Source organism: Geofilum rubicundum JCM 15548 (assembly GCF_000974365.1).
In the GTDB taxonomy this organism is placed as follows: domain Bacteria; phylum Bacteroidota; class Bacteroidia; order Bacteroidales; family Marinilabiliaceae; genus Geofilum; species Geofilum rubicundum.
Genome location: NZ_BAZW01000030.1, coordinates 35,140 through 47,778, shown reverse-complemented (window position 1 = coordinate 47,778; position 12,639 = coordinate 35,140). Strand labels below are relative to the sequence as shown.

At 39.9% G+C, this 12,639-nt stretch carries 14 protein-coding genes; 12 read left to right on the top strand and 2 right to left on the bottom strand.

Features of this window, described 5'->3' with window-relative positions; translation table 11 throughout:
• The first annotated feature begins 166 nt into the window (after positions 1–166).
• Together JCM15548_RS13185 and JCM15548_RS13180 are read left to right on the top strand one after the other, a co-directional pair.
• Positions 167–406 carry a hypothetical protein gene (locus JCM15548_RS13185; protein ID WP_062126214.1) on the top strand — a complete coding sequence of 80 codons (240 nt, stop codon included), beginning with the start codon at positions 167–169 and terminating at the stop codon, positions 404–406.
• Positions 399–686, top strand: coding sequence for a type II toxin-antitoxin system RelE/ParE family toxin (locus JCM15548_RS13180; protein ID WP_062126210.1), 288 nt, complete (start codon positions 399–401; stop codon positions 684–686). Before JCM15548_RS13185 ends, JCM15548_RS13180 begins: the two co-directional genes overlap by 8 nt.
• Positions 687–1,338: 652 nt before the next feature.
• On the opposite strand, the gene JCM15548_RS25605 is transcribed toward JCM15548_RS13180, so the two are convergent.
• Positions 1,339–1,881, bottom strand: coding sequence for a reverse transcriptase domain-containing protein (locus JCM15548_RS25605; protein ID WP_305047392.1), 543 nt, complete (start codon positions 1,879–1,881; stop codon positions 1,339–1,341).
• Positions 1,882–1,889: 8 nt separating this feature from the next.
• Positions 1,890–2,483: a reverse transcriptase domain-containing protein gene (locus JCM15548_RS24105; protein WP_262487053.1), complete on the bottom strand. Its 594-nt coding sequence runs from the start codon at positions 2,481–2,483 to the stop codon at positions 1,890–1,892.
• A 533-nt stretch (positions 2,484–3,016) separates the two neighbouring features.
• Here JCM15548_RS24105 and JCM15548_RS13170 point away from each other — a divergent pair.
• The 10 genes from JCM15548_RS13170 (at position 3,017) to JCM15548_RS24095 (ending at position 12,636) form a co-directional block, all read left to right on the top strand.
• Entirely contained in the window at positions 3,017–3,586 is a 570-nt protein-coding gene (locus tag JCM15548_RS13170; RefSeq protein ID WP_062126207.1) for a TetR/AcrR family transcriptional regulator, read from the top strand.
• Between the two features lie 72 nt (positions 3,587–3,658).
• Positions 3,659–4,357: an SDR family NAD(P)-dependent oxidoreductase gene (locus tag JCM15548_RS13165; protein ID WP_062126203.1), complete on the top strand. Its 699-nt coding sequence runs from the start codon at positions 3,659–3,661 to the stop codon at positions 4,355–4,357.
• A 96-nt stretch (positions 4,358–4,453) separates the two neighbouring features.
• Positions 4,454–4,861, top strand: coding sequence for a nuclear transport factor 2 family protein (locus tag JCM15548_RS13160; protein ID WP_062126201.1), 408 nt, complete (start codon positions 4,454–4,456; stop codon positions 4,859–4,861).
• 59 nt (positions 4,862–4,920) lie between these two features.
• Positions 4,921–5,952, top strand: a complete 1,032-nt coding sequence (locus tag JCM15548_RS13155) for an aldo/keto reductase (protein WP_062126200.1) — start codon at positions 4,921–4,923, stop codon at positions 5,950–5,952.
• Positions 5,953–6,087: 135 nt separating this feature from the next.
• The gene (locus JCM15548_RS13150) at positions 6,088–7,212 is read left to right on the top strand and encodes an MBL fold metallo-hydrolase (RefSeq protein WP_083985139.1); all 1,125 of its coding nucleotides are present in this window, start codon (positions 6,088–6,090) and stop codon (positions 7,210–7,212) included.
• Positions 7,213–7,605: 393 nt separating this feature from the next.
• Entirely contained in the window at positions 7,606–8,049 is a 444-nt protein-coding gene (locus JCM15548_RS13145; protein ID WP_062126195.1) for a putative signal transducing protein, read from the top strand.
• Between the two features lie 176 nt (positions 8,050–8,225).
• Positions 8,226–8,804, top strand: coding sequence for a polysaccharide deacetylase family protein (locus tag JCM15548_RS13140; protein ID WP_062126192.1), 579 nt, complete (start codon positions 8,226–8,228; stop codon positions 8,802–8,804).
• A 303-nt stretch (positions 8,805–9,107) separates the two neighbouring features.
• Positions 9,108–9,818: a class I SAM-dependent methyltransferase gene (locus JCM15548_RS13135; protein WP_162198240.1), complete on the top strand. Its 711-nt coding sequence runs from the start codon at positions 9,108–9,110 to the stop codon at positions 9,816–9,818.
• A gap of 122 nt (positions 9,819–9,940) precedes the next feature.
• Entirely contained in the window at positions 9,941–11,617 is a 1,677-nt protein-coding gene (locus tag JCM15548_RS24100) for a cation-translocating P-type ATPase (protein ID WP_227625798.1), read from the top strand.
• A gap of 2 nt (positions 11,618–11,619) precedes the next feature.
• Positions 11,620–12,636 carry an HAD-IC family P-type ATPase gene (locus JCM15548_RS24095; protein ID WP_262487051.1) on the top strand — a complete coding sequence of 339 codons (1,017 nt, stop codon included), beginning with the start codon at positions 11,620–11,622 and terminating at the stop codon, positions 12,634–12,636.
• The last annotated feature ends 3 nt before the right edge of the window (positions 12,637–12,639 follow it).

The following is a 12,639-nucleotide window of genomic DNA, read 5'->3' as shown; positions in this document are numbered from 1 at the left end:
TGCCATATTTATAGCAAATTTCGCCCACTGAAGAACATTCTTAACGGCCAGAAAGTATATTCCAAGAAGATTAGCCACGCACCATATCGCTGGACGTTGCCAACAATACAAGGACAAATTTGCAAGTGATTCAATTTTGGTGTAATTTTACATCAAAAGAAAAATTATGGCTAGACAAAGTATATCTTTTACGAAACCAAATGATGAGTGGTTAAAAGCACAAGTTAGTAGCGAGGAATATTCTAGCAAGAGCGAACTTGTGAATGATTTGATTAGACAGGCTCGCAAACATCAAGTACAAACTGATTGGATTAGAGAGAAATTAAATAAATCTGAAGCCAACGGATTTACTGATGAAACGAAAGAACAAATTTTAAAACAATCAAAGTCTTTGCTTGATGGCTAATTATAAGTTAAGTAATGAAGCAAAGAACGACTTGATAAGAATTCATCATTACGGAGTTGAAACGTTTGGAATGACCCAAGCGGATAAATACTATGATGCTTTTTTTGAGTATTTTGAGGTTATTGCTAAACGTCCATTTTCTTTTGAATCGGTTGATCATATTAAAAAAGGATATAGACGATGTGTTTGTGGGGTAGACAGTATTTATTTCAAAATTGAGAATGGCACAGTTGAAATAATGGCAATAATTGGAAGACAAGACCTAAATAGTATTCTTTAGTAGTTTCAACGAATGAAAAATCCCAATGAGAGAGAAATGACTCCGTAACAGAAGTCAATAAATCTCAAAGCTTGAGAGTGTTGTTTTTTTGGATTTATAGCTGACCGCAGTTCAACCGGAATGCCTTAAAAGTTAACTCTTGAGGAACGGGATGAAATAATTTTAGCGATTAAAATTGGGAAATGGATATGCCTATGCACCATTCTGGTGGATTTAAATGACTCTAAAAAACTGATTTAGATTTTCGAACTTGCTTATCTTGAATATTCACAATAACGAGATTGAAAAATTCGGACTAACATAAGTACTGTTGGCAATCGAGTAGACCGCCCCGCCAGTAAGCACTGACGGGGAGGGCCTCTCACACAACCCGACGTACGGGTCTCGTACCGGGCGGTTCCCTAAAACATGGGAAACTGGGGATTATTTGCAAGGGGAGCGGTTTTCTTTGCATACACTGCTTGAAGAGAAATATAGCCTCTTTGTTTGAAGCGATTTACGGTAATGGTGGTGTCTAATATTGGGCTTTGGGCTATTGCCCATCCACCCATGTTGCTCCTACTCCATGCATAGGCTTGACCAGCTTCAACTCCAAGACGTATAAGGTTTTTCCTTTTTCGTTCGGGCTTCTTTATTCACATGTATTGGTCTTTTAAGTGTTCATGATTTCCGCTACGCTCCAATTCAATGGTGCCAGATGCAATACCGTAACCGATTTCGCAACCACCTCCCGAAAACAAGATCGGGACAGGCTGTCCAGCTCGTTAAGTTTTGCTTTGATATTGGCATATTTTCGGCTTTCAATCCAGCCGTTTATGTAAGCGTTGAGCTCACATATGCGTTGGTCAAAGCTCTTTGGCTTGGTTTTTCGGGTAATCTCATTTAGTTTTGCTTTGAAAACTTTCCATTTATTTGCGGTAATAACCAACTGATACTTTCCTTTTACTCCTTTCTTGTAAACAGGTACAAAACCGAAGCCCAGAATTTGAAATTGGACCGGTCGACGTATGCCGCTCTTAGCCTTGTTGATGGGTAATTTGAGTTTATCCCTCAGAAAAATATAAATGTCGTTTCCCGCTTTTCGTGCTTCTGCTTTTGTTTTGCAGTAAATACTGAAATCATCGGCATACCGCACAAAGCGCAGGTTACGTTTCTCCATTTCTGCATCCAACTCGTGAAGTACGATATTGGCCAGTAGTGGACTTATAGGGCTCCCCTGTGGTATTCCGAGTCTCTGCGCTTGATGAGCTTTCCATCTTTCTCAAGTGGAGCCTTCAACCAGCGGCGAATCAGACACATATTAGCCTTGCATTTAATTTTCCTGTACAACAATTGCAAAAGCAGCTTGTGATCAACTTTGTCAAAGAATTGTTTCAGGTCTATCTCCACGATATGTTGATAGCCTGAATTTATGTAATTGAGCGATTTACTAGTTGCTTGTATTGTATTTCGCTTAGGCCGAAACCCATAACTATAGTTGGAGAAAGCCATTTCGTATTCTAGGGAGATAACTCGCAATACCGCTTGCTGCAACATCCTTTCAACAACCGTAGGGATTCCTAACAAGCGCAATTTTCCATTCCCTTTGGGAATTTCTTTGCCCCTTATAGGTTGTGCATGGTATCGGCAATTACGAATTTGTTGGCTGAGTCTTTGGCGGTGTTGGTCGAGGTACTTTTTAAGTTCATCTACCTGCATGCCATCAACTCCCCCTGCTCCCTTGTTACTTATGACTTCCTGACAAGCCATCGTTAGGTTAGCATTTCGCAAGATCTGCTCAATTAATTCTTCTTTCATTCTTCTGAATAAGAAATTCAAGTCTTTGTTTCCTGCTACCCTTTTCGTAATGGCTTGTATTAAACCCGAAGACTAATAGACCTCCATTATAAATCGGTAGCGTTAAAGGGTTCAGTCCTTCAGTGTCTACTTCTTGTGGTGGGAAACCCAGCTTGACACTTGCTAATGCTTCAAGGCGTTACCCTCGCGCATAAGGGACTTGCACCCTCTGGATAATAATGAACACTCGGTAAATTTCTTTTAACCGGTAAAATTTGTATTTTTCCGATTTGAAAAGAAACGTACACAATTGTGCACTGCTGCTCATGCAGGGCACACACAATGTATATACATAATAGCCGAGACAGTAGGAAATTCAAGGGTTGTAGCTCGCTTCAACTTTCTTGTAACTTGACAGGAAAGTGCCACGCACTCGGCTACTATTCTTATTCTTAACGTTACCTGCAAGAAAACAAAAGACCGGATTAATCGAAAAAACATAGATAATGGTAAAAATATTTTGCGTGTAGAAAAAAAACATCTATATTTTCAGAATGAACGTTCGGTCTAATAAAAAGCATAGAGTTTTTGAAACAACACTAAAGTTAATTGCTGAACATGGACTTCACAATACTCCCATGTCTTTAGTAAGCAAACGATCTGGAATATCTACCGGAGCAATTTATCATCATTTTGAGAGCAAAGAAGTTTTAATAAATGAGTTGTACTTGTTCGTTAAGCAGGAGATAATGAACAATATTTTTGATGATGTAACCGCAGAGCTTAATTATAAGGAAAGTTTCCACAAGATTTGGAGCAACTACTTTCACTATTTGATTAAAAATCAGGACATACTAAGCTTTGTTGAACAATGTTCCATTTCCCCTATTATCAAAGAGCAAACAAGAATGGAGGCCCAAAAATTGGCTATTCCGCTTATCGACTTTATTACAGAGGGTACTCAAAAAAACTTTTTAATAAATAATGAAATTGAATTGATATTAGCAATAATCAATGGAAATGTAATAACGGTCGCCAAATTACATATATCGAAACTATTACCGATAAACAAAGAGATTGAAAATAAGGCAATTCAAACCTCATGGAAGGGTTTGTCTCAATAATTTTTTTTCATATGTATAGAACGAACGTTCTATCTACATATGAATAGTTGATAAACAGTTAAAATTCAAGAAATGAAAATAAACAGAAGAGTATTAATCACTGGAGCAAGTAGCGGTACCGGTAGGGCTCTTGCCCACAAATTCGCAAGTGAAGGGTTCAATATTATAGCAGTTGCCCGTAGAAAAGAGAAGCTAGAAAGTCTTAAAGCGGAACTTAGCGCAGCTTACGGTACTGATTTTATTTGCATGCCCACCGATTTAGAAAAAATAGAAACAGTTTATGAACTATATGACCAAGCCAAAGAAATTGGCGTTGACATACTAATAAATAATGCAGGTCTGGGGGAATGGAACTTTGCATGGGATACCAGTTTAGAAAAGCTTAACACAATGATTGACTTAAATATAAGGGCACTCGCTGTTCTATCGACTTCCTTTGTCCGCGACAACCTAATCAAAGACGCTTGTTTGATAAATATTGCTTCCTTAGCAGGGTATTCTTTATTTAGTACGGCAATACCTTATAGTGCTACTAAGTATTTTGTCACATCGTTTACTGAAGGTTTAATACATGATACAAGCGCAGCAAAAAGCCCGTTCAGAATTAAATTAATGGCGCCGGGACCAATTGATACAGAATTTACGAAGATATCTCTGGAACAATCCAAACTTGGAGATTTAGACACGAGTCAGGTTCAATTTCACACACCTGAGCAAATCGCTGAATTTACCTACATACTATATGAAAGTGATAAACTGTTGGAATGGTAGATATGGCAAGCATGGAGTTTTTCCTAAGCGACACCATTCACAATTCGGCAAGCATATAAAAACCTATTTAAAATATAAAACTAAAATTTAATCAATGTGAACAAAGTTGAACAAAACAAACAAATCGTTAATAACGCTTTTGACCAGGCTGCAAAAGGCAATTTAGAAGGATTTATCAACGCTTTGTCAAAAGATTTTAAATGGACTACCATCGGATCGACCGCCGTTTCGGGAACTTACGACATAAAAGGTCTTTTAGAGGTTTATTTTCCAAAAATTGCAGTTTCATTTGAAAGTATGCCCATTATAGTACCCGACCATATAATTGCAGACGAAAACTATGTTATCAGATTAGGTCATGGCGAAGGAGGTGTTGCTAAAAACGGTTTGGAATATAACAATATCTATTGCTTAGTCATATGGGTAGAAGATGGCAAAATAAAAGGGATTACCGAGTATTACGATACTGACTTGGTTCAAAAAGTAAAATTAGGGCAATGTTGAAGCAGTTAAAGCAAGTATGAAATTCAAAACACAATATAATAACTTAAAGAAGAAACAAAATGGAATATTTACCCCTTGGAGATACCGGATTGTATGTTTCACGCTTATGTCTTGGAACAATGACTTTTGGAAAAAACACCACCTATAAAGCTATTGGTAGTCTGGAAATGAATGAGGTACAGGAAATTGTTGACCGTGCATTTGACGTCGGGATAAACTTCTTCGACACAGCTAACCTTTACGCAATGGGAGAGTCGGAAACGTTGCTTGGAAAAGCGATTGGTAAGCGACGTGAGGAAGCCGTAATTGCGACCAAACTATATAATCCATTCACAAATGATATGAATTCACTTGGAACCAGTCGAAAGGCGATCATGCGTGAAGTAGAGTCAAGTCTTAAAAGACTAGGGACTGATTATATCGATCTTTACCAAGTACATTCCTGGGATTCCACAACACCGCTCGAGGAAACCCTTTCAGCACTGGATGATCTGGTCAAATCCGGAAAGGTCAGATACATTGGCCTGTCAAATTTTTCAGGATGGCAGATAGCCAAAGCACATGGTATATCCGAAGCTAAGGGTTTCCATAAGTTTGTTTCATCCCAGTCATATTATTCACTCGTAGGCAGGGAAATTGAATATGAGGTTCTTCCTGCAGTTCGTAATCTTAATATGGGGGTAATGGTCTGGAGTCCTCTTGCAAGTGGGTTTCTTTCCGGGAAATATACAGGCGAAAATGTGGAACAGGGAAGACGAAGCCATTTTTCATTTCCACCCGTTGATCTTGAACAGGGCGACAAAATTGTGGAAGTACTCAAAGACATAGCATCTACCCATAAAGCAACACCTGCTCAGATTGCAATTGCCTGGCTTTTACATCAAAAAGGAATTACAAGTATAATTACTGGCGTAAGACGAATGGACCAGTTTGAAGACAACATTGCTTCAATAAAAATCAAGCTATCCCGTGAAGAATTGACACAATTGAATACAGTTAGTCAGCCCGGAACACCCTTTATGTATATGGATTTTGGACTACAGCGCGGACAAACACTACAGGATCGAGTTACCCAGTTAAAAAGCACATAGCAAGTTTTATCAAGACTGCTTAATTCAACTATCAAAAAAATTAGTACCTAAATGATGAAAGCCCGTTTCTGGGAAAAACACTTTGGGATTTTCTTATACAAAAACAATCAATTAACAATCAAACAATCTTAGCCCTTGAAGCTTTTTTTAAAAACTATAAAAAAATTAATGGTACTATCCTTAATACTTATAGCCACACTTTTGGTGATAACTGTGGTTTATCTTCAGCACCCTATGTTTGGGAAACTTCCTATAGGAGATAGGTTGGAAAAAATAAAATCCTCACCAAACTATAAAGATGGCGCCTTTAAAAATGTGAGCAACACCCCTGAATTACCGGAAGGTGTAAGCATGTGGGATGCATTGAGTAAATACTTATTTGGAAAAAAAAATGACTCTAAACCACAAAGAGAAGTCCCATCTATAAAAACAGATTTACTTAGTCTAGATCCTAATCAAAATATATTAATTTGGTTTGGGCACTCATCCTATTTTGTGCAGATTGATGGAATGACCATCTTGGTTGACCCTGTATTTAGTGGTTCTGCTTCACCTTTGCCCTTTGGAACAAAATCATTTAAAGGAACTGACATATACACTGCGGAAGAATTACCCGATATTGACCTGCTTTTTATATCGCACGACCATTACGACCACCTAGATTATGAAACAATAAAAAAACTTGAACCTAAGGTTGGCAAAGTTATTTGTGGACTAGGGGTTGGAGCACATTTTGAACATTGGGGATATGATAATAACAATATAATTGAAGGAGATTGGTATGAAAAAGTAGGACTCTCAAATAATTTTAATGTACACTTTACACCAGCTAGACATTTTTCTGGAAGAGGCTTTACTAGGAACAAGTCTCTATGGGTTTCTTTTGTATTGCAAACACCTACAAAACAAATTTATATTGGAGGTGATAGTGGTTATGACTCTCACTTTAAAGAAATTGGTGAAAAGTTTGGAGATTTTGATTTAGTAATATTGGAAAATGGACAGTACGATGAATATTGGCCGAACATACACTTGTTGCCAAATGAGATTCTGCAAACTGCCAAAGATTTGAATGCCAAACGTATTTTACCCGTACATTCATCAAAATTTGTATTGGGAAATCATCCTTGGTATGAGCCTTTGGAACTAATTACACAAAACAATGAGAAAGAAAACTTGAACATCATCACACCTCTCATTGGCGAATTAGTAGATTTGAATAATGCAAATCAAGCCTTTTCAACATGGTGGCGTAAATAGTTAGATCGATATTAAAGTAATTACTGCAGGTAATATATAGGAGTCTCGTTCAGAACAGCCTGTCCCGATCATCGCGAACCCAACGATTCCCCCAGGTTCAACTACATCCCGTTAGGACTGCAACCTTCTTTTTGGACTTGTGGTCGTTTTTTGATGTTTTTGGCAAGGCCACCTATGTAACCGTCCTGGCGTTTTTAAGCATTTGAACTTAAGGAATGGCTGGTCGTAGTGGCTCAGAAGTTGAAAATTTGTTCCTTTTTGGCTGAAAGCCTGCCGTTAAGGAATACAATGCCTAAGCTCATGTGAATGAAACTTTTTAAGGGGATATTTTTCAGGTATATTAGCTCGTAATTTAACCGAGCAGTAAAATAAACAATTGATCAAGACAAAAACATGAAAACCATACAGACCTTTGTTTATCCACTTGAGGCACATGTGGTTAAAACCTATTTAAAATCAGAAGGAATTAATTCTGAAATTCGGGATGAAATGACCGTCCAGGTCAATAACTTCTACTCTCATGCCATTGGTGGCGTTAAATTACTGGTAAAAGAAGAAGAACGGGGCCGTGGGATTGAAGTGCTAAAAAAAGGAGGGTTCATTAAAGAATCAAAAACGAATACCCAACCTATTGATTTGGTATACACAAATAAAGGATTTAATAAAGAAATTTGCCCATTTTGCCAGTCAGACAATATAAGTATCAAAAAGGTGCCGTCCATCTGGACCGTCTTAGTGATTTTTGTTTTTGTACTCAATGCGGTTTTTCCGGTGTTTTTTAAGAAAACATATAAGTGCTATAGTTGTGATAAAGAATGGCGATTAAGAAAAGCATGACAGGTTCTATTATGAAATATTTCAGGTTGATAAACCCTCTTTTCCCGCTCAATCTCTTGGTATAATTAACTTCTCAGAAGTTAATTTTACCCTTCTATCACACCATAAGCGATCAACGTTTACCGCACATCAGTCATCTTTACCCAATAAGAACCATCCAGCAATTCGAACAGGATTTGGATTATTTATGCCAGCATTACCAACCTGTTTCTATTCACGAGCTATTTGAAATTGTCCACAACAATCAAACCACTACCAAGCCCCTGTTTCATTTAACTTTTAACGATGGGTTAAAAGAATTAGACACCATTGTAGCCCCCATCCTGGAGAGAAGAAGAATACCTGCTTCCATATTCATCAACACCGAATTTGTAGACAATAAGGCACTTTTTTACAGATACAAAGTCAGTTTACTCATCGAAAAATTGATTACACAAAATGCCTCAAGGAAGGAGCTTTCCATGCACTTAGGCATGGATGAGAATGACGTTAAAGGTATGAAGGCCCGGTTACTTTCTTTGAATCACAGCGACCTGGCGGAGATTGATGCAATGGCTCGACTAATAAAATACGATTTTGAAGAATTTCTGGAGCCCCATCAACCTTATCTAACCAAAAATCAAATTAAAAACCTGATGAACAGGGGATTCAGCATTGGGTCCCACTCCTTGAATCATCCCTATTTCAAAGATATTGATCTCAGGAAAAAAAGCGACAGATATCAGAGAGCTTTCATTATCTCGAAAAGGAATTAAGAATAAAGGATTTCTATTTTTCCTATCCCTTTTCAGATGACGCTTTAGAAAGAGACTTCTTTAATTGGCTGCTGAATGTAGCCAATTGCAAGCTTTCATTTGGTATTTCCGGATAAAAACGCGATTTACAAAATACCACCTTCACAGAATTCCTTTAGAACAAGGTTCAACCAGTGATCAAGACATGGTAAAGGGTGAATATCTTTATTACATCGTTAAGGCTTTGTTTAACAAAAACAGAATTAATCGGCCATGATCAAAAAAATGATTAAAAGACTGCTTTCTGAGAAAAAACGAAAGATAGTGAGAGAGCAAGTACAAAGACTAACATCCCCCTTGTTCTATGGCCATCATTTTTATTGTAATTGCTGCGACAAGTCATTCAGGAAGTTCCTGACAAAGGGCTATGTCGCAAGGGTCAATGCCCATTGTCCATTTTGCGCATCCCTTGAACGGACGAGGGTTTTAGAGCTTTATATTCAAAAGGAGTTGAATTTATACGAGTCCGAAAATACTAAAATACGGCATTTTGCCGCTGAATACGGATTGTTCCGAAAACTTTCCAAAAATAAGAACATAACCTATATCGAGGCTGACCTTAATCCGGCCTATGCCCGAAATGTAATCGATATCACCAACATTCCCTTTCCCGGGCAATACTTTGATTACATCATTTGCTCCCACGTTCTAAGGCATGTACCGGATGAGACCCTGGCAGAGAAAGAACTGCACAGAGTATTAAAATCTGATGGTACAGCTCTCATATTAACCCTGCTAAGCGATAAGGACAAAACATTTGAGGACAACAGCATTCAATCTGTTGAGTCCAAAATAAAAAGCTACGGGGATCACGATTTATGTCGCCTGCATGGCAAAGACTTCGCCCAAAGATTGGAAAGCAACGGCTTCAAGGTGGAAGAAATCGATTATCGATTACAATTTTCAGAGGCTTTTCAAAAAAAGCATGCACTTGGAAACGGAGAAAGGGAAAAAATTTTCAAGTGCACCAAATAGATCCCTCTCCCCCATCTGCTTGACCTGTTTAGGAAGTATCACCACTTCTGACTTGATGCCTTTTGCGATTTTGCCTATATTTATAGCAACTACAGGCTAAATATAAAAAACCACTACCAAATATGGCATCCAATCAGGAAAATCAAAATAAGCAAAAATGGCACACCATGTCGGCCGAAGAAGTACTTGAATCCCTCAGTAGCGATATAGAAAAGGGCCTATCGGACAACGAAGTTCAGAAACGTACCGAAAAATACGGTCCCAACGAAATTCCAAAAGGGAAAAAACGCAGCTGGCTTTCACGGTTGTTGATGCAGTTTCACAATGTATTGATATATGTTTTGATGGGAGCTGCTGTAATTACGGCACTCATGGAGCACTGGATTGATACCTGGGTCATTGTAGCCGTGGTCATCATTAACGCGCTGATAGGATTTATTCAGGAAGGAAAGGCAGAGAAAGCGCTCGAGAGCATTCGAAAAATGCTCTCGCTGGAGACGGTAGTCATACGTGGTGGTGAAAAACAAACCATTGATGCAGACAAACTGGTGCCTGGCGATATCGTATTTCTGAAATCAGGCGATAAAGTCCCGGCAGATGTCAGACTGGTAAAATCCAAAGACTTTAGAGTAGAAGAGTCAGCACTCACCGGAGAATCCACTGCGGTGGAAAAAAACACCGATCCCGCTGATGAATCCGCCGTTCTGGGCGACCAGTTATCCATGGCCTTTTCGGGTACTGTGGTGGTTTATGGCAAGTCCACTGCTGTAGTTGTGAGGACAGGCGCTGAAACAGAGATTGGTCGCATCAACCAAATGATCTCCTCGGTTGAGGATAAAACGACGCCCCTTTTACGACAAATTGAAAAGTTTGGTAAGAAACTTTCCGTCGCTATTATGCTGCTTGCAGGGGCCTTTTTTGCCTTTGGGTATTTCGTCCGCGACTACGCACTATCAGAATTATTCCTGGCAGCCATAGGGATTATTGTGGCCTCCATACCGGAGGGACTTCCAGCCATCATGACCATTACCCTGGCAATTGGCGTACAACGTATGGCCCAAAGAAATGCCATCATTCGCAGATTACCTTCGGTGGAGACACTGGGTGCAGTCAATGTAATCTGTTCCGATAAAACGGGTACGCTTTCCCGCAACGAGATGACGGCTAAAACCATCATTACGGCAGACAAAACCTACAAAATAAGTGGCACAGGATACAATCCCGAGGGGAAATTTACCCAGGACGATTCAGACGTTAAACCGGAGGAGGATAAGGTACTTTTACAATTGCTCCGCGCTGCCAGAGTGTGTAACAATTCTGAAATCGGGAAGGACGAAAACGGGAATTGGAAACTAACCGGTGCGCCCACAGAGGGCGCCTTGCTTACCATGAGCTACAAGGCAGGATTGAAAGATTTTAAACCTGAAAGAATGGACACCATTCCTTTTGAGTCAGAACACAAGTACATGGCCTCGCTCAATAGAGTGGACGACGAAACAACCGTGTTCTTGTCAGGAGCCCCGGAAAAAATTCTGGAGTTGTGTGATAAACAATACACCGAAGCGGGTGATGAGCCTTTAGACGAAGGTTATTGGGAGGAGAAAATGCAGGAAGCGGCGGCGGACGGGCAACGCATGTTGGCTCTGGCTTTCAACATCACCGATAAAAACCGATCTGAAATAGAAAAGGAAGACCTGAAAAAGAAAAAAACGTTTCTTGGTCTGGTAGGAATCATTGACCCCCCAAGGAAGAAGCCATCAGGGCCATCGAAGAATGCCAGAGCGCCGGTGTTCAGGTAAAAATGATAACGGGCGATCATGCGGCTACCGCCAGAGCGATTGGTAAGCAAATAGGGATTGGTGATGGTGAAAAGTCCCTCGTCGGAAAAGATTTGGAGCAGATGAGCGACGAAGAACTTCGTCGACAGGTGCAGGAATACGATATATATGCCCGAACGAGTCCGGAACATAAATTAAGGCTCGTTAAAGCGCTTCAGGACAACGGATCCCTCTGTGCCATGACCGGCGATGGAGTCAATGATGCCCCGGCCTTGAAAAAGGCCGATATCGGCATCGCCATGGGGATTAAGGGAACTGAAGTATCCAAGGATGCCTCAGAAATGGTGTTGGCCGATGACAATTTTGCCACCATTGTTAAGGCCATTGAGGAAGGCCGAACCGTTTATGACAACATAAGAAAGGCGCTCTTCTTTATCATACCCACCAACGGAGCCGAAGCCCTCGTACTTATGTCGGCCATCTTATTGGGCATAGTAATGCCCATCACGCCAGCCCAAATCCTTTGGATAAACATGGTAACAGCAGTAACACTAGCTTTGGCGCTATCTTTTGAGCCCATGGAAAGCAATGTGATGGACCGTCCACCAAGGGATGCCGGTGAATCCATTCTTGGCCGGCTGTTTGTCTGGCGCATCACTTTCGTATCCTTTATTATTGGTGGCTTAACACTGGGTGTATTTAGTATGTTAAGAAGTAACGGACTGGCAGATGAAGCGGCGCGTACGGTGGCAGTTAACACCCTGGTTGCCGGACAACTCTTCTACCTGTTTAATTGTCGGAAAATAAAGCATCCTGCCATAGGCAAAGGTTTTTTCAATAATCCGTACGCTTTTATAGCGGTAGGGGCTTTGATTGTTTTGCAAATGGGCTTTGTTTATCTGCCCTTTATGAATACTTTTTTTGACACCCAGGCCATGGCTGTGGAATACTGGCTTTATCCTTTGGCAGCTGGTGCCATTGTTTTCTTGTTGGTAGAACTGGAGAAGTTCATCCTGAGAAAAATTAAGTCGGGATCCTAAATC

Excerpts from the sequence above, each read along its gene's own strand:
- JCM15548_RS13185 (WP_062126214.1), top strand. The coding sequence starts at position 167 with ATGGCTAGACAAAGTATATCTTTTACGAAACCAAATGATGAGTGGTTA.
- JCM15548_RS13180 (WP_062126210.1), top strand. The coding sequence starts at position 399 with ATGGCTAATTATAAGTTAAGTAATGAAGCAAAGAACGACTTGATAAGA.
- JCM15548_RS24105 (WP_262487053.1), bottom strand. The coding sequence starts at position 2,483 with ATGAAAGAAGAATTAATTGAGCAGATCTTGCGAAATGCTAACCTAACG.
- JCM15548_RS13170 (WP_062126207.1), top strand. The coding sequence starts at position 3,017 with ATGAACGTTCGGTCTAATAAAAAGCATAGAGTTTTTGAAACAACACTA.
- JCM15548_RS13165 (WP_062126203.1), top strand. The coding sequence starts at position 3,659 with ATGAAAATAAACAGAAGAGTATTAATCACTGGAGCAAGTAGCGGTACC.
- JCM15548_RS13155 (WP_062126200.1), top strand. The coding sequence starts at position 4,921 with ATGGAATATTTACCCCTTGGAGATACCGGATTGTATGTTTCACGCTTA.
- JCM15548_RS13145 (WP_062126195.1), top strand. The coding sequence starts at position 7,606 with ATGAAAACCATACAGACCTTTGTTTATCCACTTGAGGCACATGTGGTT.
- JCM15548_RS24100 (WP_227625798.1), top strand. The coding sequence starts at position 9,941 with ATGGCATCCAATCAGGAAAATCAAAATAAGCAAAAATGGCACACCATG.
- JCM15548_RS24095 (WP_262487051.1), top strand. The coding sequence starts at position 11,620 with ATGATAACGGGCGATCATGCGGCTACCGCCAGAGCGATTGGTAAGCAA.